The sequence below is a fragment of the Streptomyces sp. NPDC045695 genome (assembly GCF_056432025.1).
The window spans coordinates 70,846-92,642 of the sequence record NZ_JBWKJU010000010.1 but is presented as its reverse complement, the minus strand read 5'-3'; the positions used below and the strand labels follow the sequence as shown (position 1 = coordinate 92,642).

Annotated in this window: 18 protein-coding genes and 2 pseudogenes; 12 read left to right on the top strand and 8 right to left on the bottom strand. The window is 70.0% G+C overall.

Annotation, left to right across the window (positions count from 1 at the left end; all coding sequences use genetic code 11):
* Positions 1-20 precede the first annotated feature (20 nt).
* Positions 21-248 carry an MbtH family protein gene (locus tag AC07DU_RS19175; RefSeq protein ID WP_360892272.1) on the bottom strand — a complete coding sequence of 76 codons (228 nt, stop codon included), beginning with the start codon at positions 246-248 and terminating at the stop codon, positions 21-23.
* A gap of 621 nt (positions 249-869) precedes the next feature.
* Between AC07DU_RS19175 and AC07DU_RS19170 the strand changes: the two genes are divergently transcribed.
* On the top strand, positions 870-1,928 hold the full coding sequence (locus AC07DU_RS19170) for a cytochrome P450 (protein ID WP_479112510.1): 1,059 nt from the start codon (positions 870-872) through the stop codon (positions 1,926-1,928).
* 76 nt (positions 1,929-2,004) lie between these two features.
* On the opposite strand, the gene AC07DU_RS19165 is transcribed toward AC07DU_RS19170, so the two are convergent.
* Positions 2,005-3,660, bottom strand: a complete 1,656-nt coding sequence (locus AC07DU_RS19165) for a (2,3-dihydroxybenzoyl)adenylate synthase (RefSeq protein ID WP_479112508.1) — start codon at positions 3,658-3,660, stop codon at positions 2,005-2,007.
* Between the two features lie 106 nt (positions 3,661-3,766).
* On the opposite strand from AC07DU_RS19165, the gene AC07DU_RS19160 reads away from it, so the two are divergent.
* The 6 genes from AC07DU_RS19160 (at position 3,767) to AC07DU_RS19135 (ending at position 9,522) form a co-directional block, all read left to right on the top strand.
* Positions 3,767-4,549, top strand: a complete 783-nt coding sequence (locus tag AC07DU_RS19160) for a thioesterase II family protein (RefSeq protein WP_479112506.1) — start codon at positions 3,767-3,769, stop codon at positions 4,547-4,549.
* Positions 4,546-5,292 carry an SDR family NAD(P)-dependent oxidoreductase gene (locus AC07DU_RS19155; protein ID WP_479112504.1) on the top strand — a complete coding sequence of 249 codons (747 nt, stop codon included), beginning with the start codon at positions 4,546-4,548 and terminating at the stop codon, positions 5,290-5,292. The genes AC07DU_RS19160 and AC07DU_RS19155 overlap by 4 nt, the downstream gene beginning before the upstream one ends.
* Positions 5,293-5,351: 59 nt before the next feature.
* The gene (locus tag AC07DU_RS19150; RefSeq protein WP_360892286.1) at positions 5,352-6,608 is read left to right on the top strand and encodes a pyridoxal phosphate-dependent aminotransferase; all 1,257 of its coding nucleotides are present in this window, start codon (positions 5,352-5,354) and stop codon (positions 6,606-6,608) included.
* 75 nt (positions 6,609-6,683) lie between these two features.
* Positions 6,684-8,252, top strand: coding sequence for a tryptophan halogenase family protein (locus tag AC07DU_RS19145; RefSeq protein ID WP_479112501.1), 1,569 nt, complete (start codon positions 6,684-6,686; stop codon positions 8,250-8,252).
* Between the two features lie 34 nt (positions 8,253-8,286).
* Entirely contained in the window at positions 8,287-8,826 is a 540-nt protein-coding gene (locus tag AC07DU_RS19140) for a flavin reductase family protein (RefSeq protein WP_453370341.1), read from the top strand.
* A 108-nt stretch (positions 8,827-8,934) separates the two neighbouring features.
* Positions 8,935-9,522, top strand: a complete 588-nt coding sequence (locus AC07DU_RS19135) for a winged helix-turn-helix transcriptional regulator (protein WP_479112499.1) — start codon at positions 8,935-8,937, stop codon at positions 9,520-9,522.
* A 100-nt stretch (positions 9,523-9,622) separates the two neighbouring features.
* Here AC07DU_RS19135 and AC07DU_RS19130 read toward each other — a convergent pair whose 3' ends face one another.
* A complete protein-coding gene (locus tag AC07DU_RS19130; protein ID WP_479112497.1) occupies positions 9,623-11,431 on the bottom strand; it encodes a galactose oxidase-like domain-containing protein in 1,809 nt (602 codons plus the stop codon).
* 162 nt (positions 11,432-11,593) lie between these two features.
* Complete coding sequence (locus tag AC07DU_RS19125; protein WP_453370338.1) at positions 11,594-12,040, bottom strand: Lrp/AsnC family transcriptional regulator; 447 nt, start codon at positions 12,038-12,040, stop codon at positions 11,594-11,596.
* A gap of 93 nt (positions 12,041-12,133) precedes the next feature.
* Between AC07DU_RS19125 and AC07DU_RS19120 the strand changes: the two genes are divergently transcribed.
* The 3 genes and pseudogenes from AC07DU_RS19120 to AC07DU_RS19110 all read left to right on the top strand — a co-directional run.
* A complete protein-coding gene (locus AC07DU_RS19120; protein WP_479112494.1) occupies positions 12,134-12,967 on the top strand; it encodes a TIGR03619 family F420-dependent LLM class oxidoreductase in 834 nt (277 codons plus the stop codon).
* Positions 12,964-13,401 (top strand): nucleoside deaminase, encoded by a 438-nt coding sequence (locus AC07DU_RS19115; RefSeq protein ID WP_479112492.1) that lies wholly within the window; start codon positions 12,964-12,966, stop codon positions 13,399-13,401. Before AC07DU_RS19120 ends, AC07DU_RS19115 begins: the two co-directional genes overlap by 4 nt.
* A gap of 119 nt (positions 13,402-13,520) precedes the next feature.
* Positions 13,521-13,685 (top strand): annotated as a pseudogene (locus AC07DU_RS19110) (hypothetical protein); the annotation flags it as partial.
* A 659-nt stretch (positions 13,686-14,344) separates the two neighbouring features.
* Here the strand turns inward: AC07DU_RS19110 and AC07DU_RS19105 are convergent.
* Positions 14,345-15,523 carry a M6 family metalloprotease domain-containing protein gene (locus AC07DU_RS19105; RefSeq protein ID WP_479112490.1) on the bottom strand — a complete coding sequence of 393 codons (1,179 nt, stop codon included), beginning with the start codon at positions 15,521-15,523 and terminating at the stop codon, positions 14,345-14,347.
* Positions 15,524-15,592: 69 nt separating this feature from the next.
* Positions 15,593-16,858 (bottom strand): alpha/beta fold hydrolase, encoded by a 1,266-nt coding sequence (locus tag AC07DU_RS19100; protein ID WP_479112488.1) that lies wholly within the window; start codon positions 16,856-16,858, stop codon positions 15,593-15,595.
* 207 nt (positions 16,859-17,065) lie between these two features.
* Here AC07DU_RS19100 and AC07DU_RS19095 point away from each other — a divergent pair, with 207 nt between their 5' ends.
* Positions 17,066-18,820: an ABC transporter substrate-binding protein gene (locus AC07DU_RS19095; RefSeq protein WP_479112486.1), complete on the top strand. Its 1,755-nt coding sequence runs from the start codon at positions 17,066-17,068 to the stop codon at positions 18,818-18,820.
* Positions 18,821-18,886: 66 nt separating this feature from the next.
* Here the strand turns inward: AC07DU_RS19095 and AC07DU_RS19090 are convergent, their stop codons facing one another.
* Entirely contained in the window at positions 18,887-20,077 is a 1,191-nt protein-coding gene (locus tag AC07DU_RS19090; RefSeq protein ID WP_479112484.1) for a M6 family metalloprotease domain-containing protein, read from the bottom strand.
* A gap of 101 nt (positions 20,078-20,178) precedes the next feature.
* Between AC07DU_RS19090 and AC07DU_RS19085 the strand changes: the two genes are divergently transcribed.
* On the top strand, positions 20,179-21,144 hold the full coding sequence (locus tag AC07DU_RS19085; RefSeq protein ID WP_479112482.1) for a LysR family transcriptional regulator: 966 nt from the start codon (positions 20,179-20,181) through the stop codon (positions 21,142-21,144).
* Positions 21,145-21,196: 52 nt separating this feature from the next.
* Here the strand turns inward: AC07DU_RS19085 and AC07DU_RS19080 are convergent.
* Positions 21,197-21,790 (bottom strand): annotated as a pseudogene (locus AC07DU_RS19080) (trehalose-6-phosphate synthase); the annotation flags it as partial.
* Positions 21,791-21,797 lie beyond the last annotated feature (7 nt).

Here is a 21,797-nt window from a genome sequence, read left to right as displayed (position 1 = left end):
TCGATCAGCACGTCGTCAGGTCATGCCGACGTGCCGCCGTGGGCGGCCATCGCCTCCCGCAGGCTCTTCGGCCGCATGTCCGACCAGGTGTTTTCGATGTAGTCGATGGTCTTCGCCCGGTCCGCGGGTCCGTATACGACGTGCCAGCCGTCGGGAACGGCGATATCGTGCGGCCAGAGCGAATACTGCTCTTCATCATTGCGCAGTGCCAGATAGTCTCGGCTGTCGTCCTCGAATGCATTAGGCATGCGTCGATCCCCTCATCGAGCAGAATTTTCTGATACCTTCTGATAATGAAAAGCAGTCATGGTGGAAACTTTCCGGCCACCACGGTCCGCTTCATTCCGCATAACCGCGAATAATCCTCCAGTTGCCTCTGCCTCGGCCCCTGGAAGCGATATCGACATTAGCAGTCAGACGTCACACCAAACAGATTCACTCCACATCCGTGCCCGTGCGTTTTGCATATTGACAGGGCTCCTGTGACCTCTTCCAGGAGCCGGGCGGCGCCCCCGCCGCGCGTCACCGTCCCGTCCGCACGCGGCGCCGAGGGCGGCTACGGCGCTCCCCGTGGTGCGGGGCCGGCCGACGCGCCGGCCCCGGCGGGGCGCGCGCCACCCGGGCCGGACGCGCGCCCCGCCCGGGCCCGAGCGGAGCCGGAAAGGAACGGGCAAGAGTCCCGGCAGCCGGCGGGGTGGACCTGTCACCATCGCACAATGAGTCAGTCCGATCTCGATCTTCGTTCCCTGGATCTCACGGATCCGGCCACTTTCATTGAGAACGACGTCCACGAGTTCTGGCGTGGAGTCCGTGCCGAACGACCCGTCTACTGGCACGAACCCACTGACCGAAACCCCGGATTCTGGGTGGTGTCCCGATATGCCGACATCCAGTCGTTGTTCCACAACGCAGCCCTGACGTCCGTCAGGGGCAACGTCCTCGATGTCGTGCTGCGCGGCGACGACTCCGCCGGCGGGAGCATGCTGGCGGTCACCGACGGCCCGCGCCACCGGCGCCTGCGCAATGTCCTGTTCAGCGCGTTCACGCCCCGGGTCCTCGGCGAGGTCGTCGAGAAGGTCCAGCAGCGCACGACCGAGCTGGTGTCGACGGTGGTCGGGCTGGACTCCTTCGACTTCGCCGCCGAGGTCGCCGAGCAGATTCCCATGAACACGATCTGCGATCTCCTGTCCATTCCGCTCGCGGACCGCAAGAACCTGCTCCAGTGGAACAAGATGGCGCTGTCGTCAGGCCATGCGGACGGCAGCGAGCTCGACGCGCTCAGCGCCCGCAACGAAATCGTGCTCTATTTCATGGAGTTGGCGCAGGAGCGGCGGGACAATCCCGGCAGCGACGTCATCAGCATGCTGGCGACCGCGGAGGTCGAGGACCGTCCGCTCACCCTCGAAGAACTCGCCGTCAACTGCTACAGCCTCATTCTCGGCGGCGACGAGACGTCCCGCATATCGGCGATCTGCGCGGTGCTCGCCCTGATCGAGAACCCCGATCAGTGGCGCGCGCTGCAAACGGGCGAGGCCTCGTTCGAGTCGGCGGCCGAGGAGATCATCCGCTGGTCGACACCGGGGATCCACCTGGCCCGTACCGCCGTGGAGGACCTCGAACTCCACGGAGAGACGATACGCAAGGGCGACATCGTCACGCTGTGGAACATCTCGGCGAACAACGACGAGTCGGTCTTCGACGCACCACGCCGGTTCAACGTGTCCCGTTCGCCCAACAAGCACCTCTCGTTCGGCCACGGCCCCCACTACTGCCTCGGCGCGTTCCTCGGCCGGGCGGAGCTACGGGCGCTGCTGAGCGCCCTGGTGGACCACGTCGGACGGATGGAGCTGCGCGGGACGCCCCGCCCCATCTACTCGAACTTCCTCACCGGTTACGAAAGCCTGCCGGTCCACTTCGAACGCCGCTGACACGACTGCCCGGGGAAACACCGAGGGGGCAGTGACCGGACCGGTCACTGCCCCCTCGGTGTTTCCCCCTGAAGCTCTACGCCTTCGACGGCACCTGGGGCTGCCCGTGCGAGGCCTTCAGCGCCTTCTTGTCGATCTTGCCCACCGGTGTGCGGGGCAGGTCGGACACGACGATCAGCTCGTCCGGCAGCTTGTAGGACGCCAGCCCCCGGCCTCGGATGTGGTCCCTGAGCGTGCGCAGCGACAGCGGCGCCACCGCGTTCCGGCCCGCGCCCGCACCCGCGTCCGCGTCACTGGCGAGGACGACGAACACGATGAGGCGCTCGTCGAGTTCGTCGTCCGGGATGCCGACCACCGCGGTGTCCAGGACCAGGGGGTGGGTCAGCACGTGGCCCTCCACCTCCTCCGCCGAGACCTTCTCCCCCAGGTGGTGGATGATGTCCTTCAGCCGGCCCTCGATGATGACGTTGCCGTCGTCGGTCATCCGGGCCAGGTCGCCGCTGCGGTAGAAGCCGTCGTCGGTGAAGGACCGGCGGTTGTGCTCCGGGGCGGCGAAGTACCCGCGGATCGTGTACGGACCACGGGTGAGCAGCTCACCGGTTTCCCCGGTGGCGACCTCCTTGCCGTCCTCGTCGACGATCTTGACCTCGTCGTCCGGGGAGACCGGCCTGCCTTCCGTACCGAAGACGACCTCCGGCGGATCGTCGAGGCGCGTGTGGGTGATCAGCCCTTCCCCGATGCCGTACACGTTCAGGATGCGGCAGCCCAGGCTCGCGCTCACCCGCTCCGCGGCGGCGGGCCCGAACTTCGAGCTCCCCACCTGGATGGTCATGCGGCTCATGTCGACCGGGGTGGTGCGCGCCGCGTCCGCCCACAGCAGGGCCAGTGCGGGGACCAGGGTCGTGAGGGTGACGCCCTCCCGCTCGATCAGCGGGAACACGTGGTCGGGGCTGGGATTGGCGGCCAGCACGGCCTTGCCGCCGAGGAGCAGCGCACCCAGCGCCCCCGGGCAGCCGAGTGCGGCGTTGTGCGGCACGGGGTTGGCCGCGAGATAGACGCCGCTGTCGTCGAATTCCACGACCTCGGCGCACGCGAAGATGTTGTACGCGTAGTCGTCGTGGGTCCGCGGGATCAGCTTGGGCACCCCGGTGGTTCCGCCCGACAGCAGCAGCAGCGCCACCTCGGAGGAGTCGACCGGCGGCAGTTCCCGTACGGCGGAGCCGGCGAGCTCGGACAGCGGCGTGAACTCCTGCGCGTCCCCCGCGATCACGACGTGCCGCAGGTTCGGGGCGTCGCGGCGGACCTCGCGGGCGAGGTTGCGGTAGTCGAAGCCCTGGAAGCGGTCCTGACCGACGTAGGCCACCGCGTCCGAGGAGCGCGCCAGGTGGAGGATCTCGTCGCGGCGGTGACCGGGCAGCGCCATGACGGGGATCACACCGATGCTCAGCATGGCGACGACGGTCGTCAGGAACTCGATCCTGTTCGGCAGGTGCACCACCACCCGGTCACGAGGGGCGATGCCGATCTCCAGCAGGCCCGACGCGATGCGGTCGGCTTGGTCGACCAACTCCTCGTAGGTGATTCGGCTTGTCGCGTCCACGGCGGCTATCTTGTCCGGGTGGCGTCCGGCGCTGTCGGCGATCAGCTGCCGCAGCGAGACGCCGCGCCAGTAGCCGGCACGGCGGTAGCGATCGGCGAAGCCGGTTGGCCAGGGCACGAACCCGTCCAGCATGTGTCCTCCTAGGTTGCGACGCCTTCAGGTTCGGGCACGGGGCCCGGGGGCCGCTGGCGGCCCGACAGAGCTTTGACAGATTGCCCCGGGCGGGCCGACGGTTTCGGTGAAGCTCGGTGGCGTGAATCGCTTACGAACGCGTGACCGAGGCTGGTTGCGGGCCCTGACCAGTGTGGAGGGCCCGGCTGACCGATGGGTCTGCTTTCCGCATTCCGGGGGTTCGGCGGGCACCTATCGCGCCTGGTCGTCAGCGATGCCCGCGAACGCGCAGCTGCTCGCTGTGCAGTACCCGGGGCACGCCGACCGGATGTCCGAAGCGCCCGCGGGCAGCGTGGCCGAGATCGCATCGCGCGTCGCCGAGGAACTGATGCGGCTGGAGCCGGCCCCCTGCGCCCTGTTCGGGCACAGCCTGGGCGCCCTGGTCGCGTACGAGACCGCGCGCGTGCTCCAGGAGAACGGCAGGCCGCCGCGCTGCCTGTTCGTGTCGGGCGCCCCGGCGCCGTGGCACGCCGGAGGCGGGACCACCCACCGGGCCGGCGATGACGAGCTGTGGAACGCCCTGCGGGATCTCGGCGGGATCGATCCCGGCATCGCGGACGACCCCGAACTGCGGGATCTGCTGCTGCCGGTCCTCCGGTCGGACATCACGCTCAACGAGACCTACCGGCCCGCGCCGGACCCCGAGCCGCTGCACTGCGAGGTCCGCTGCTACTACAACACCGAGGATCCGCTGGTGGACGGAGCGCAGCTCGACGCCTGGGCCGGGGTGGGAGACGGCCGCTTCAGCATGCGGTCCTGGCCGGGCGGGCACTTCCGGCTCCTGTCGGACCCGGCCGAGCTGATCGGTGACATCGCCGAGGTCCTGGCCCAGAGCGGGGCCGTGCGATGACGCTTGACGGAAAGTCGGTCGTGGTCACCGGAGCGGCCACCGGCATCGGCCGCGGGATCACCGAGTCCCTGCTGAAGTCGGGCGCCCTCGTGACGGCCGTCGGACGCCGCGAGGAGCCGCTGCGGGAACTGGCCGACCTCTACGGGGACGCCGTGGCAGTGGTGGCCCAGGACGTCGGCGCGCCCGGCGCGGCCGAGCGGATCGTCGCGGCGGCCACCGACGGCTTCGGCCGGCTCGACGCCGTCGTCAACAACGCGGGGCTGGCCCGGTTCGGCCGGCTCGACGAGATCGACCCCGCGCTGTTCGACGCGATGTTCGCCGTCAACGTCCGTGCGCCGGCCGAGCTGATCCGGTGCGCGCTGCCGCAGCTGCGCGCCCACCGCGGCAGCGCGGTCAACATCTCGTCGGTCGGCGGTGTGCTGTCCATGCCGGGGCGCGCCTTCTACGGTGCGACCAAGGCGGCCGTCAACAGCCTGACCCGCTCGCTGGCGAGGGAGCTGGCACCGGACGTACGGGTGAACGCGATCATGCCCGGCCCGGTGGACACCCCGATGTGGAACGAGACCGGCCTGGACGGGGCGGGCACCGATCAGCTCCGCGTCGATCTGCTGTCGTCGACCCCGATGGGCCGCTTCGGCGACGAGAGCGAAATCGGCCGCTGGGTGTGCATGCTGCTGGACCCCGAATCGTCGGGCTGGGTCACCGGAGCGCTGATCCCCGTCGACGGCGGACGCACCGCGTAGAACTCTTTCGATTGTTGACAACACTTGACGACACCCTAAAGAACAAAGGTGGTACCAGCGTGAGTCCAGACATCTTGTCCGTCGCCGGATCCATTCCCTCCTCGTGTCTGCACCGCATTTTCCGGGCAGCGGAGAAGCGGGAGGAGGAGACCGGCGTCGAGGTGGTCAAGCTGCACGTCGGTGACCCTTATTTCAACCCGGCCGACAACGTCGCCGATGCGTTCGTCGACGCCGTGCGGCGGGGTGACATCAAATACACCGGTGTGGAAGGCCTGCCCGAGCTGCGTGCGGCCGTGGTGGACAAGCTCCGTACGGACAACGACGTGGACAGCGCCGTGTCCCGGCTGCTGATCTCCCCCGGTTCGTGCCAGGGTCTGGCCGCCCTGCTGCAGTCGCTGGCCGAGCCCGGCGCCGAGATCCTCCTGCCCGAACTGCACTGGCCGGTCCACCTCCAGCAGAGTCTGATCGCGGGTTTCCGGCCGGTGCTGTACCCGCTCGGCAAGGACTTCCGGCCCGACCCCGAGGCGATCGCGGCCGCCGCGACGCCCCGTACGCGGGTGCTGCTGATCAACTCGCCCGCCAACCCGACCGGTGTCGTCCTGGACCGCGAGGAGCTCGGCGCCCTGGTGGATCTGGCCCGCTCCCGTGGCTGGCAGGTCATCAGCGACGAGGCGTACGAGCACTTCCTCTACGAGCGCGAGCACATCTCGACCGCTTCGCTCGAACGTGACCTCCCGGTGGCCGAGCGCATCGTCCACAGCGTCTTCAGCTTCTCCAAGAGCTTCGCGATGACCGGCTACCGGCTGGGCTACGTGGCCCTGGCCAACGAGCGGGCCGCCGACGTCATGAAGGTCGCCCAGGAAGCCAACATCATCGGCACCTCGACCCCGGTGCAGTACGCGGGCATCGCCGCGCTGGACAGCCGGGCCGAAGCGGCGGAGATCAACCGCAAGCTGGTCCAGCACAACCGCGACGTCGTGCTGTCTCCGCTGGTCCAGGCCGGGCTGCTGCGCGAACTGCCCGCCGGCGGCTGGTACGCGATGCTCGACGTGAGCCGGACCGGACTGGACGCCGAGACCTTCGCGACCCGGCTGCTGGAGAGCAAGGGCGTCGCGGTCGTCCCGGGCAACGGCTTCGCCATGCGTCCCGACGTCGACGACCAGGGCCGGATCCGCTCGCACGACTACGCGCCCTGGGCGCAGCACCTCGTCCGGATCGCCTTCTGCGTGGACCCGGGGTCCCTGGAGACCGGGGTGCGCCTGCTCCTGGAGTTCGTCGAGGAGTGCGGCGACGGCGGCCTCGAATCGGCCGGATAGGCCGGGGACCACGCGTGCGCAGTGCGGTAACCAGGACGGTTGAAGTCGGGTCGGCTCGAAAGAAGTGAGGAAATAATGGCCAAGAGTGTTGTCATCGTCGGCGGCGGGACCTCCGGCTGGATGACCGCGTCGTATTTGAAGGCGACGTTCGGTGATCGACTCGCGGTAACGCTGGTCGAATCGAAGAACGTGCCCACGATCGGTGTCGGAGAAGCGTCCTTCAGCACGATCCGGCACTTCTTCTCCTATCTCGGACTCGCGGAGACCGACTGGATGCCGGAGTGTCACGGCACCTACAAACTGGCGATCCGCTACGACAACTGGCGGGCCAAGGGCCATCACTTCTATCATCCCTTCGAGCGGCCGCGCGTCGTGGAGGGCGTGTCCCTCGCCGACTGGTGGCTGCACAAGCGGCCGAGCGCGGACTACGACAAGGACTGCTCGGTCATCGCCGCGCTCTGCGACGCCAAGCGCGCGCCCCGCCAGCTCGGGGGCAGCCTGCTGGCGCTCGACGCCGGCGAGCACGAGGCGGCGCACGCCGCCCGGTCCACGATGGCCGAGCAGACCACCCAGTTCCCCTACGCGTACCAGTTCGACGCGACGCTGCTGGCCAAGCTCCTCACCCGCTACAGCACCGACCGCGGCGCCACGCACGTACTGGACGACGTGGTCGAGACGGCGGTGGACGAGCGCGGCTACATCACGCACGTGCGCACCAAGGAACACGGCGACCTCACGGGCGACCTCTTCATCGACTGCACCGGGTTCCGCGGCATGCTGCTCAACAAGACCCTCGACGTGCCCTTCCTCTCCTATCAGGACACCCTGCCGAACGACAGCGCGGTCGCCCTGCGCGTTCCCATGGAGATGGCCGAGCAGGGGATGGGGCCGTACACGCGGGCCTCCGCGCAGGAGGCCGGCTGGATCTGGACGATCCCGCTGGTCGGCCGGGTCGGCACGGGCTACGTCTACGCCAGCGACTACTGCAGCCCGGACGAGGCCGAGCGCACGCTGCGCGAGTTCGTGGGCCCCGCCGCCGACGACCTGACCGCCAACCACATCCGCATGCGCATCGGCCGCAGCGAGAACTCCTGGGTGAACAACTGCGTGGCCATCGGCCTCTCCAGCGGGTTCGTCGAGCCGCTGGAGTCGACCGGGCTCTTCTTCATCCAGAACGCCGTCGAACAGCTGGTGAAGCACTTCCCCGGCGGCCGGGACGACGACCAGCTGCGCAAGTCGTACAACCGCCAGGTGGCCAACGTCATGGACGGCGTGCGGGAGTTCCTCGTCCTGCACTACGTCGCCGCCAAGCGCAACGACAACCAGTACTGGCAGGACGCCAAGACCCGCAAGATCCCGGACGGGCTGGCCGAGCGCCTGGAGCAGTGGAAGGTGAAGCTGCCCGACGCGGACACGATCTTCCCGTACTACCACGGGTTCGAGCCCTATTCGTACACCGCGATGATCCTGGGCCTCGGTGGCCTCGACGTACGGTCGCTGCCCGGCCTGGCGCTGATGGACGACGTCGCCGCCACCAAGGAACTGCGCACGGTCCGCGACCAGGCCGCATCACTGGTCGAAGGGCTTCCCAGCCACTGGGACTACCTGTCCCACGTCCACAAGCTGAAGGGGATGCGTTCCTGATCAGCTGTGCCGCCAAGCGAGGAGGTAGCGAACCATGCCGGATCCGGTAACGGGCACGGTGGCGCGAGCACTGGTCGACCCGGTGAAGTTCCGCTCCCTCATGACGACGCATCCGGCCGGGGTCGCCATCGTGACGACGACCGCGCGGGACGGCGAGCCGTGGGGGATGACCTGCTCGTCGATGTGCAGCGTCGCACTACAGCCGCCGACCCTGCTGGTGTGCCTGCGCGCCGAGAGCCCGACCCTGGCGGCGCTGCTCCAGGTGTCGGCGTTCTCGGTCAACTTGCTGCACGACCGGGCCGTGCCGGCGGCGAACCTCTTCGCCTCCGGTGCGGCGGACCGGTTCGAGAAGGTCAAATGGGTCCCGGAACCGGAATTCGGGCTGCCCCATCTGCTCGAAGACGCCCACACGATCGCCGACTGCCGCGTCAGCCGGACGCTGCCCGTCGGAGATCACCTCGTGGTCTTCGGGGAGGTGCTCCAGGTGGAGACGCAGTCGAACCAGCCGCCCAGTCCGCTGCTGTACGGCATGCGGCAGTACGGGTCGCTGAAGGTGTCCCGTCCTGACGCCTGACGGCACCGACCCGAGGCCCCTGTGCGTCGACTTCCGGTCCCTCACCGGTCGTCGGCGGACGGGGGCCTCTTCTTCCCGGACCAACCGCACCGCGCATTGGAGCTGACGATGAGTGGCCATCCCTTGAGCACCGAGGCCGGCGGAGGCGTGCGGCCGGCCGGCCCGACGGGCCCGAAGACCCGCCCGGCCGGCCCGACCGTCTCGGCCGGCCCGAAGGCGAGGATCGCCGACTGCCCGCTGGCCCGCACGGTCACGGCCATCGGCCCCTGGTGGACCCTGGAGATCCTGCACGAGGTCTTCGACGGCCACACCACCTTCGAGGCGATCCGCCGGAACCTGGAGACACCCGCCGACGTACTGGCGGACCGCCTGGCCGACCTGACGGCGAGGGACCTCCTCGAAGCCGGGGACGGCGAGGCCGCGGACGCCGGCGGGCCGGACTACCGGCTCACCGAGCGCGGCCGGGCCCTGCGCCCGCTCATCCTGGTCATGGCGGCATGGGGAAATCACCGGCTGGCCCCGGAGGAGCGCAGTCTCGTCCTGGTCAACGCCGAGACCGGCGTGGCGGTGGACCCCGTCGTGGTCGACCGGCTGACCGGCCGGCGGATCGACACCCCCGAGTACGTCTTCGCCCAGGGCCCCCGCGCGAGCGAGAAGATCGCCGCCCGCTACCCGAAGATCCCGCAGGGCCGCTGACCGCACGGGCGACGGCCGAGCCGCTGCGCGTGCGTGCGCCGTCGCGGGCCGGGCCGTCGCTCTTTTCGCTCCCGTCCGTGCATGCGTGCGTGCGTGCGGCTCAGCGCAGGGACACGAACTTGGCCGTGCTCGGCACTCCCTTCTCGTCCAGCAGGAAGAGCATGTAGTGGCCGGGCGGGGCGTCGTTGGCCGAGGGCGGGGCCTGGAGCGCGATCGTGTTGCCGTGGCGGTGGACGATGCGCAGTTCCAGGTGGCGCTGACTGGTGTTGACCGCGTGGGTCGCGGTGGTCGGCGCCAGCAGGACCGCCTTCTTGACCTGCCCCGGGGTCGAAGTCGACACCTGGAAACGGGAGTCGAAGCCGATGGGCTCGCTCGGCACCTGGTCGAGCTTGGGCCGGGAGCCCTGGTGGAGGTAGGCGGGCTCGAAGATCTCGATGCTGCCGTTCATGTCGTCGTCGATCTTCGGGTCGTTGGCGAGCTGCTGGAGTTCGTCGCCGGTGACCATGATCCGCCCGTCGGGCAGGACGACCGCGTTGGCGTGGTAGCCGCGCGGCAGCCGCTGTACGGGGCCGAGCCGCCACTCCCCGAGCGCGTTGCGGGTCTCGATCTGCCGGTACTTGAGATCGGCCTTGGGGTTGTAGTCGCCGTTCCCGTAGTCCCGGACGCCATGGGCGCCGTTGACCGTCAGCAGGCTCGCGTCCGGCAGGAGCAGGGTGTTGTCCTGGGTCCGGCCGAAGGCGCGCGGCTGCTTCTTCTCCCACACCCCGTCCGCCAGCTGGTAGGTGTTGGGGTCGTCGCGGTCACCGCCCAGGATCAGGACGGAGTCGGGGCCGCGGAAGCCGGCGGGTAGCGCGACCGCCGAGCCGTAGCCTCGGTGGACGCCGTCCGGGCGGGCGGGAAGGTCCGTACGCGTCTCCGCGACCGGGTCGAAGGCCCACTGCCGGGCGGCGTGGCGGCCCAGGCCGTACACCTTGCCGTCGCGCAGGGTGAACAGGTGCGGGTAGTCGCTGTCCTCGCCGAACGGGGCGTCCACGCGCAGGGTGTCGGTGGGAACGTCCCGCGGGATCAGCGTCTTCTCGAAGGGCACCGGGTGGCTCTTGGCGGGGAAGCGCTCGACGACCGAGGTGGAGGTGCCCCAGCCCTTGTCGGTGTGCCCGGACATGATGAGCAGGCGCCCGTCGGGGGCGGTGGCGACGGTCGGGTACCAGCGGCCCACCGCCATGTCCTGGTTGACGGCCCAGGACTCGGTCCACGGGTCGAAGACGAGGGACAGCTTCGCCCCGGCGCCGCCGCCGTAGCCGAGGTTGCCGCCGAAGACGCCGAGCATGCCGTTGGGCAGGAAGGCGTGGCCGGCGCAGAAGAAGGGGGCCGGGCGCTTCACCTCCGTACCGTCCGGCACGACCAGCTCGGGCGGGGTCACCTTCTTGAACGCCTCGGGGCCGGTCCCCCTCGCCGGGTCCCAGAGGAAGGCGCGGCCGGCGTTCTCGTGCCCGAGCGTGTTGGTCGGCGCGGGCTCCTCCGTGGGGTCGGTCTCGACCCGTTCGAAGGAGAACATCAGCACCTTGCCCGTGGGCAGCATGGCGATGTGGGCGGCGAAGTCGGGCGAGGGGAAGTACTCCGCGAACTGCCCGTACGCCTTGGGGTGGAACTTCGAGTTCGCCAGCTCCTGGGACCGGGTCAGCTCGTTCAGGCTCTCGATCCGCGCCAGCTGGGAGTACCCGCCCAGGGCCTGGGCCGCGGCGCGGATCTCGGCATGCTCCTGCGCATGCCCAGCCCCCAGCGCCGCGGCTTCGTCGGGGTGGCTCTCGCCGTCGTGGGCCGCGACCGGAACCGCGGAGACGAAGAGGGCGGCGGCCGTGAGCACGGAGAGCGACGCCGCGACGCTCTTCGAGCGGTGCCTGCGTGACATGTGACTCCTCACCCGTGGGCACTGCGGACAGGCGAAGGGCCTGCCGTGGGTGATCGGTCACCCACAGCGACAGATGTATGACGTTATGCATCCACCCCGCGCGCCGAAGCGGGCCCCGCGAGGCAGGGCCGTCGGTGTCACGGCCCGGCCCCCACCCGCCGGTCAGGGCTTGGCGGGTCCGCGGTAGGGCAGTGTCTGGCTGTAGACGACGCTGGTGGTCGTACTGCCGAAGGCGGCCAGTTCGTCCACCAGTGTCTCCAGGTGCTCCATGGAGGTCGCGGCCACCTTCAGGGTGTAGCAGTCGTCACCCGTCGTGCGCAGGCACTCCAGGATCTCCCTCCGCTCGGCGAGCAACCGGCGCAAGGGCTGGTGGCGGCTGCCGGGGTATTTCAGGCGGATGACGGCGAGCAGGTGGTAGCCGACCCTGGTGAGGTCGACGGCGGCGTGGTAGCCGGTGATGACGCCCAGGGACTCCAGGTTCCGTACCCGTTCCGTGGTGGCCGACGAGCTGAGGTTCACGCGTCGCCCCAACTCGCTGAGCGATATGCGCGCCTCCTGCTGCAACTGCCCGATGATCGCCCAGTCGGTGTCGTCGAGATTCACGGTCATGTCGCGAATCTACCGGCAGAACAACGGCGGATCGCCGTGATCACCGGGAAGGAAGGGTTCTGGTGGGTGTGATCGCCGGGCTAGCCTCGGAGCATGCAACTTGGCGTCAACGTACCGAACTTCGGGCCGGGCACTGATCCCGGCGTGCTGCGTGAATGGGCGCGGATCACCGAAGGGCTCGGCTTCGGCCTGCTCATGGTCTCCGACCACGTGGCGGTCACCCCCGATGTGGCCGAGCGGTACCCGGAGCCGTTCTACGAACCGTTCACGACGCTGTCGTGGCTGGCCGGGCTCACCACTCGCATACGGCTGGGCACCACCGTGCTCGTCGCGCCCTACCGTCATCCGCTTCTGGTGGCCCGGATGGCCACCAATCTCAGCCGGCTCAGCGGTGACCGGTTCGTCCTCGGCGTGGGCGTCGGCTGGGCCCGTCAGGAGTTCGAGGCACTCGGCGTGCCGTTCACCGCGCGCGGCCGGCTGACGGACGAGTGCCTGCGCGTCCTACGGGAGTCACGGCACGCGGAGACCGGCACCGGCACCGCCACCTCGCGCATACCGCGCATCCCCGTGTGGGTCGGCGGCCACAGTGAGGCGGCGATCCGACGAGCGGTCAGGTTCGGCGACGCCTGGCATCCGCTACGGCTGCCCATGCCGCTGATGCGCTCCGTCCTGAGCGAGCACGCGTTGCCGGGCTTCGCGCCCCGTATCGCCCTGCGGATGACCCCCGCCCCAGTCGACTCCCCCGAGCGGCCCGTCGGAGTCGGCGCCCTTGAGCAGATCCTCGACGATCTCGACCAACTCCGTCTGCTCGGCGCCGACACCGTCGTACTCGACCCCTACCACGCAGACCCCCAGGAGACCCTCAGGCCCGAGGTCGCCTGGGAGGCCCTGACCGCCGTAGCCACACACTGGAGGAGCCGACCGTGATCACCCCCGCCGACGAAACCCTCCTGCGGCGTGCCATCGGCATCGCGGCCCGCGCGGTCGCCCTGGGCGACGCGCCGTACGGTTCCCTGCTGGCCGGACCCGACGGCGCGGTCCTCGCCGAAGCCCACAACACGGTACGGCGCGACGACGACATCACCGCCCACCCCGAGCTGAAGCTCGCCCGCTGGGCGGCCCGCGAACTCGACCCGGGCGCTCCCGCCCGCACCACCCTGTACACCAGCTGCCAGCCGTGCGCCATGTGCGCCGGCGGCATCGTCCGCTCCGGCATCGGACGCGTCGTGTACGCCCTGTCCACCGACCAACTCGTCGAACTCAACCCCCCGTCGGGCCACTGGCCGACGGTGACGCAGAGCGGCCCGCACCTCTTCGAGGAGGCACGCACCCCGATCGACGCCTACTACGGGCCGAGCTGAGGCACCGACTCCGCCGTAGCTGCGATATGGGCGCCATATAGGTCCGGGCGACAGCGTTGCGGGGCTGCTGACGAAGCGCGGGGGTCCCCCCGCGCCACCGGTCCCGAAGGACGACGCTCATGACCAACTCCGCCGGGCGGTGGTTCCACTCGTACCGGACCACTCCCAACCCGGAGCTGCGCCTGGTGTGCTTCCCGCACGCCGGCGGTGCACCCACCGCCTACTGGTCGTGGGCCAACGCGGTGCCCGGGGAGATCGAGGTCCTCGCGACCTGCTACCCCGGCCGACGCCCACTGCACGGCCCTCCGCCGAGTCCGCCGTGGTGGTCACGAGCCGCCGTCACCCGGCGGCACGCAGCGGACTCGGGCGACCGCTTTCATCGCGGCCTACTCGGTGTCGTACTCCGGCCGCACCTCGGCGACCATCCGCACCGCACGAGGGCGCAGCACAACGACGTCCTGGCAAGGACGCGCCATGACACGATCCTCTCAAATGATCGAGACCCTACCGAAGCCGGAACGGTTCACCGTGCAGGTTTCCTGGTGGGCTCACAACGGGACGTTCCGACCACGGCTGTGGCGTCTCTAACCTCGTGGTGGTTTGCGCAGGACGAACCAGAGCAGGAGCCCGACCAGGGCGATGAGCTCGATCCAGGCGAAGAAGACGGGAAGGCCCGCGGTCATGGTTCCCTCCACTCTTGCCGGGAATCGCGGACGGTGATCCGGCCCTCGTCGTAGGAGATGACACGTGACCACTCGATGACCTGTCGTCGACGTCGACGGGCCACCCAGTGCGCCACCTCAACCAGCCGCCTCGACCGACATGATGGGGCCCCGGGAACCAGGTGGACGGCGGCCCGCCCGGGGGCCCCGGGAACCAGGTGGACGGCGGCCCGCCCGGGGGCCCCGGGAACCAGGTGGACGGCGGCCCGCCCGGACCGGAGTCACTCCTTGCTCAGCAGCACCGTGTCTCCCGTCCGTCCACCCGCGAGGACGTCGATGCGCACGCCGGTCGCGGGGTCGGTGAAACTCTGTCCGGGTGCGTACGCGGCCAGGTCCAGCGGTGTGCACCCGGTGGGCGGGGTCGTGGCCGGGGTCGCGTTCATGATCCGGACCGGGCCCTCGCCGGTGCGGGCGGCGGAGTCGACCTTGTAGATGAGGACGCCGGTGGAGCAGGCGGCCGCGTCATTGCCCTCGGCACGGCGGGATTCCGCCACGTACGCCGTCGTCTCACCGGTGCGCAGCACGGCGATCTTGGTTCCGCCGGGCCGTTCCACCGGGGTCAGCCGCACCGTTCGGCGACCGGACGCGGGCAGGCACGCGACCTGGTCGTCGCGGGTCCAGCCGAGCTTCCAGGAGTGCCAGCCGAGGTACTGCGGGGCGTGGCCGGCGATGTCGCCCATGAGGTCCCAGCCGCCCACGTACTGGTGGGTGGCGCCGGTGAAGGAGTACAGGTCGGGCAGACCGAAGGTGTGGGCAGTCTCGTGGGCTGCGACCTTGTGGCCCCAGCGCCACAAGTCCTGGCCGAAGGTGACGGCCCACTTCAGGCGGGTGCCGTCAGCGGTGATGCCGGGCGCGGCCGGGTCGTAGAGGTAGGTCGGGGAGAAGGGGATGGCGGTCGCCGCCTTGGCGGGGACGACGTAGACCATGTCGTAGCGGGAGAAGTCCGTGTACGGGTCGGCGGCCGTGATCGCGTCGCGGACGTATTTCTCGTGGGCCTCGAAGGTGAGGCCGCGCGCGAAGCCGTAGGAGGTGGAGTCGGCGGGCATCCGGATCCAGCGGTGCAGCGTGGTGTTCTCCAGTCGCAGGCGGCCGTAGCCGGCGCGGCCCATCCAGGCAGCGGCCGGGGCGAGGTGAGCGGCGTACGGCTCGGTGGAGTCGGTGGCCGGGGCGTCGGGGAAGTCCACGAACAGCGTGAGGACGCGGCGGGTCCCGGTGGCGGGCTGGAACTGGGTCCGGTCGGTGTCGTGGCCCTCGTCCGTCCAGCCGGTCCGGCCGGGCAGGGCGCAGCCGGCGGCGGAGGGCGGCGAGCCGGCGGTGGCTGCCGCAGCGGGGGCGGACAGGCAGGAGGTGAGGGCGACTACCGCAGCGAGGGGCCGCAGGCGGCGGGGCGGGGTGATCATGTCTCTCCCGTCGGAGGCAGGTTGAGGGGGCGAGGGGGTACGAGGAGTGCTGCTCGGAGGTACCCGGGGCTACGCGCGACCCGCGGCCAGGTCCATCAGACGGGACAGCACGCGGCCGCCGGAGGCAGTGACGCCGTCGTGCTCCCATTCGTTGGTGACCCATACCCGGGTGGCACCGACCTCGCGCGCGGTACGCAGGGAGAGCCCGGCGTCCACGTACATGTCGTCGTGGTAGACGAGGGCGGCGAGCGGGACCCGGTTGGCGGCGAGGCGGTGCGGGTCGTACAGCGGTGGCCAGTCCGAGCGTTCGGCGAGCACATCGGCCGCGTCGGCGAAGGGGCGCAGGCCCTTGATCTCGCGGAACATCCAGGGGTAGATCATTTCTCCGGTGAGCAGGAGGGGGTCGGCGTCGCCGGCGAACTCGGGGAACGCCGCCATGGCCCGGGACGCCGCCCAGCCGGTCGGCCCCGCACCCTGGCCGTACAGGGTCTCCTGCATGACGGCGAAGAGCGGGTTGTCGGTGAAGCCGGTCAGCGTCATCACCTGGTGCAGGAACGTGTCGGTCGGCTTCGCTTCCGCGTCGAGGGATTCGTCGAGCAGCCAGTGGATGCTCTCGAAGCCGTCGCCCATGCCGAGGGCGAGGCCGAGCGTACGCATGCGGTGGGGGGTGAGCCGGTCTCCGTCGGGCAGGCGCACGTCGGTGGCGGCCAGGAGGCGGGCCATCTCGCGCAGCCGGTCGGCGTCGTCAGGGTAGCGGGCGTAGAAGTCCAGGACGCGGTCCCGCACCCGGGGGTAGGTGCGGGCGTAGACCTCTTCGGCGGTGGCCGAGAGGCCCGGCAGGCCGCCCGTCACGTAGCAGGCCCGCAGCCCTTCGGGCGCCTGGGAGAGATAGGTGAGGGTGACGAAGCCGCCGTAGCTCTGGCCGAGGGTCTCCCAGGGCTCGTCGCCGCACAGCTGGCGGCGGATCAGTTCGGCGTCCGCGACGATCGAGTCGGCGCGGAAGTGCCCGAGATGGTCGGCCAGCCGGGCCGGTGAGGCGAAGTGTGAGGCCGCGCGGGCGGTGACGGGGGTGGAACGGCCCGTGCCGCGCTGATCGAGGAGAAGGACCCGGTGGGTTTTGAGGGCCTCGGGGAGCCAGCCGGGCGAACCGGCCGACGGGCGGGGTGACTTGCCGCCGGGTCCGCCCTGCAGATAGAGCAGCCAGGGCAGTTGCCGACCTGGTTGGCGCGCGTCGGTGACTTCCCGGGCGAAGATCTGGATGGTCGGACCGTGCGGGACCGCGTGGTCCAGGGGGACGGTGAAGACATGGTCGACGGTCGCGTACGCAGGGTTCATGGGGCCCTTTCGCGGCCCGCATGGCCGCATGGAGACATGTGACATTGCACGACAGCCTGGCGCGGCCAGCGGTGGCCGTGCAGCCCCCACCTGGCCATAACTCCGCGCTATGGAGACGCGGCAATTGTGGGTGCCATTTCACATAACTATGTTATCGGTCACATTCCAGCCTCCTGGGCTGCCCGACTGTTCACGGAGTGACCACTGATGAACAAGCGCACTCTCCACGCCGTCGCCACGACCTTGGCGGCGACCGTCGCACTCGGCATGGCCGGCTGTACCGACGGCACCCACTCCAGTGACAGCCGGCAGGACAAGGACTCGAAGAACCCCGCACTCGCCAACGCGGGGGCCACAGTCGGCGGCACTCCGCAGAAGGGCGGCACGCTGACCGTCCTGTCCAACCAGGACTTCACCCACCTCGACCCGGCGCGCAACTGGGTGATCGGCGACATGGACTTCGGCACTCGGCTGCTCTACCGCACCCTGGTGACGTACAAGGCGGAACCGGGCGCCAGGGGCGGAGAGCTAGCCCCCGACCTCGCCGAGGACCTCGGAGTCTCCTCCAACGGCGCCAGGACCTGGACGTTCAAGCTCAAGAAGGGCCTCACGTACGAGGACGGCACCCCGATCACCGCGCAGGACGTCAAGTACAACGTGGAGCGGTCCTTCTCCCCCGACCTGCCCGGCGGCCCGGACTACGCCGCCCGCTACCTGGCTGGCGCCGAGGGCTACCGGGGCCCCGCCCAGGGGCAGCACCTCGACTCCGTCAAGACCCCCGACGACCACACGATCGTCTTTGAACTCCGCAAGCCCTTCGCGGAGTTCCCCAACGCCACCGTCCTGCCCACTTTCGCCCCGGTCCCCCGGGTCCAGGACAAGGGCCCCCAGTACGACAGCCGCCCGTTCTCATCGGGCCCGTACAAGATCGAGTCGTACGACCGGGACAAGCGGCTGGTGCTGGTACGCAACCCCCACTGGGACCCGGCGACGGACACGGTACGCAAGGCGTACCCGGACAAGCTGATCGTGGTGATGGGGCTGAGGGCCAACCAGGTCGACGACCGGCTCATCGGCTCGGACGGCGTGGACGCCTCCGCGGTCTCCTGGGGCAAGCTCCGACCGGAGAGCGCCCCCAAGGTGCTCACCAAGGCCGACGTCAGGGCACGGCTGTTGGCCGAGTCCACCAACTGCACCGAGATGGTGCAGATGCACACCGGCCGGGCCCCGTTCGACGACGTCAAGGCCCGGCAGGCCGTGCAGTACGCCCTGGACCGCGAGGCGGTGCTGACCGCCTCGGGGGGCCCTGCCCTCAACGACCCCGCCACCGCGCTCATGCCCGGCTCGCTCTTCGGCGGCAAGCAGCCCGACACGCTGGGGATCCCGGTCACGGGTGACGTGGAGAAGGCGAAACAGCTCCTGCGGGAGGCGGGCAAGCCGGACGGGTTCACGACGACCATCACCGTCTCCAACGGGGACAAGGGGGTCGCCGAGGCGATCCAGCAGTCCCTGGGCCGGGCGGGGATCAAGGTCACGATCGACGCCGTCGACCCGTCGGCCTTCTACGACACCATCGGTGACACCAAGAACCGCAGCGACCTCGTCTACACCGGCTGGTGCCCCGACTACCCCTCCGGCTCCACCTTCCTCCCCTTCCTCTTCGACGGCCGCTACATCAAGGAGAAGGGGAACTCCGGCAATCACTCGCTCTTCCGTGACGAGCCGACGATGAAGCGGATGGACGAGATCGCCGGCATGACCGACGCCGCGCGGGCCAACACGGCGTGGCGGCAGCTGGACGGGGAGATCCTCGCCAAGGCCCCGACGGCGCCAGCCGTCATCGAGCGCATGCCGCTGCTGATCGGCACCAACATCGCCGGCGCCTTCGGGCACACGTCCTTCGGCGGCCAGCTCGACTACGCCACGATCGGTCTCAAGAACCCCGGTACGAGCGGAAGCTGAGGGGAGATCCCATGCCAGCGCCCCGGGGATCGCTCGCGGAGTCGGGGCACTGACACGGGTACGCTCCTACGACTTCGTGATGCGTACGGTCTCGCCGTAGCCGTCGGCGGCGAGCACGTCGATCCGTACCCCCGCCGCCGCGTCGGTGAACGACTCGCCGGCCCAGAACGGGGCGTCGTCCAGCGGGCGGCAGCCGCCGACGGGTGCGGTGGCCGGCTTGGCGTCCATCACCCTGACCGGCCCCTCGCCGGTCCGCACGGAGGCGTCCACCCTGTAGATCAGGGCGCCGGTCGAGCAGGAGCCCGCGTCCGCCTGGATCCCGCGCCTGGACTCGACGACGTACGCGGTCGTGGGGCCGGTGCGGATCACCGCCATTTTGGTACCGCTGCCGTACTCGACCGCAGTGAGGTACACGGTGTCGCTGCCCTTCGTCGCCCGGCACACGACCTGGCCGTCCCCGGTCCAGCCGAGCTTCCAGGAATGCCAGGCGAAGAACTGCGACCCACGGCCGCCGATCAGGCCCATCACGTCCCAGCCGCCGATGAAGCGGTGGGCGTCGCTGCCCGCCTCAAAGGCGTACAAGTCGGGCAGCCCGAAGGCGTGGGCTGTCTCGTGGGCGACCAGCTTGGCACCCCAGTGCCACATGTCCTGGCCGAAGGTCACCGCCCACTTGACCTGGCGGCCGTCGGCCACCACACCCGCCGTGCCCGGCTCGTACACGTACGTGGGTGTGAAGGAGATCGCCGCCGCGTTGCGGGTCGGCACGACGTACACCATGTCGTACCCGGAGAAGTCCACGTACCGATCGGCGGCCGCCACCGCATCCTTGACGTACGCCTCGTGCGTCTCGTGGGTCAGACCGCGCGCGAAGCCGTAGTCGGTGGAGGGGCGCGGCATGCGGACCCACCGCTGATGCTGGTCGACCGAAAGCCAAGTTTTGCCGTACGAGGCGTACCACAACCAGTCCGCCCCGGGCGTGATCTGCGCCGAGTCTTCGCTCGGGGCCTCGGTGGCCGGCGCGTCCGGGAAGTCCACGAAGACCATGGTGACCTTGACGGTCCCGACGGGGCGCCGGAACACCGAGTAGTCCGTGTCGTGCCCCTCGTCCGTCCAGCCGGTACTACCGCGCAGGGCGCAGGCCGACGGGTTCTCTGCGGCGCCGGCGGGTGGCGATCCCAGCAGGAGGAGCAGCAGTGCGGCGGCCAGAGCGGGCAACAGCGCCCCGCGCGATGTCGTCAGCCGATGGATGGGTCCCATGGACGCGCAACCTTCCCCTAGATGGTGTGTGACACTTCACATAAGCCTGACGGTGTCCCACTCCTGTCCGAAAGCTGTCGCCGTTCCATAACATGCGCGGCATGGAACTGGAGGTACGGCACCTGCGGGTGGTGTGCGCGATCGCCGAGGCCGGCAGCCTCACCCGGGCCGCCGCCTCGCTGTCCATGACCCAGCCGGGCCTCAGCACACAGTTGCGTCGCATCGAGGCGATGCTCGGCGGTGTGCTCTTCGACCGACGGCGGGCCGGAGCCACGCCCACGGCCTTCGGTGAGCTGGTGCTGGCCCGGGCCCACGCCGTCCTGCCGGGCATCGACGCGCTCCTCGCCGACACCGCCCGCGCGGCCCGCCACTTGGCGTCCCCGGACCGGGTTCGCGTCGGATCGGTCGGTGCTCCCCTCATCGGCCACCTCGTGCTGGCCATAGGGACGTTGCTGCCCGACGCCGAGGTGACGTCCCGGTGCCACTACTCCCCCGTCACGCTCCTGGACGACCTCGCCGCCGGTCGCCTGGAGGCGGCGGTCCTCGGCGACCATCCGGAGCAGGTCCTGCCGCCGCGTGACGGGGTGGTCCTCACCCCCCTCGTCACCGAACCCGTCTTCGCCCTGCTGCCCGCGACCCACCCACTGGCCGGCCAGGAGGCCGTGTCCCTGACCGAACTCGCCGATCACGACTGGGCGATGCCCCGGCCCGACGGCGACCGCACCCGCGAGTACTGGTCCTCGGTGTGCGCGCTGGCCGGCCGCCGGCCCTCCGCCCCGCACGAGGCCGAGGGACGCCAGCTGATCGAACTGGTCCGCGCGGGCCTGGCCGTCAGCCTCTGCCAGGCCACCTTCGTGGAAACCCCCGGCGTCACCGTCCGCCCCCTCGCGGGAAACCCGCTCTGGTACCGCCACGTCTTGGCCTGGCAGCGTGACGGCCCGCTGGCCTCACACGCCGACGACCTCTTGCGCAGGGTGGCGGCCGGCTACCTGGAGGCCTGCACCGCCAGCCCGGTCTACGCGGACTGGCGCCGCCGCCATCCGGCCCTGGCCCAGCCCTCCGCATGAACAGCAGGTCAGGCACCCTTCGCCACCTGCCGGGCAGCTGCGTCGGCGGCGGCTACGAGTGCGTCTGTGCCCGCGGTCCGGTGCCGGTGCGGATAGCGGTGAGGACGGTCTGTGCCCATTCGGCAGGGTCCGGGGTGGCCAACAGGGTGGCCAGGCGGCTGATGTGCGCGGCGCGTTCGTGCTTGGGCATGGTGAGCGCCGTGCGCAAGGTCTCCACCAGGTCGTGCGGGAGCAGGGGATCGGTCAGTAGGGCCGCGCCCAGGTGCTGGGCGACTCCCGCGTGGCGGGAGAGGATGAGGACGCCTGGGCGTCGGGTCGCGTGGTGGGTGGTGACGTATTCCTGGGCGGTGAGGTTCATGCCGTCAGCGAGGGAGGTCACCCAGAAGACATCGGCCTCCAGGTAGTGGTCGACGATGTCGGTGAAGTCGAGGTTGTGCGGGATGTAGTCGACGGGTTGCCAGCCTTGTGTGGCCCAGCGCCGGTTGATGTGGGTGATGGCGTTTTCGAGTGCGGTGCGGGTGGTGTCGTAGGCGTGGATGCCGGGTTCGGGGGGTGGGCAGATCAGCCGGTAGCGGACCTGTTGCCGCAGTGCGGGCTCTTCAGTGAGGAGAGTGTCGAATGCGCGGATCTTGTGGACGGGGGCCTTGGCGTAG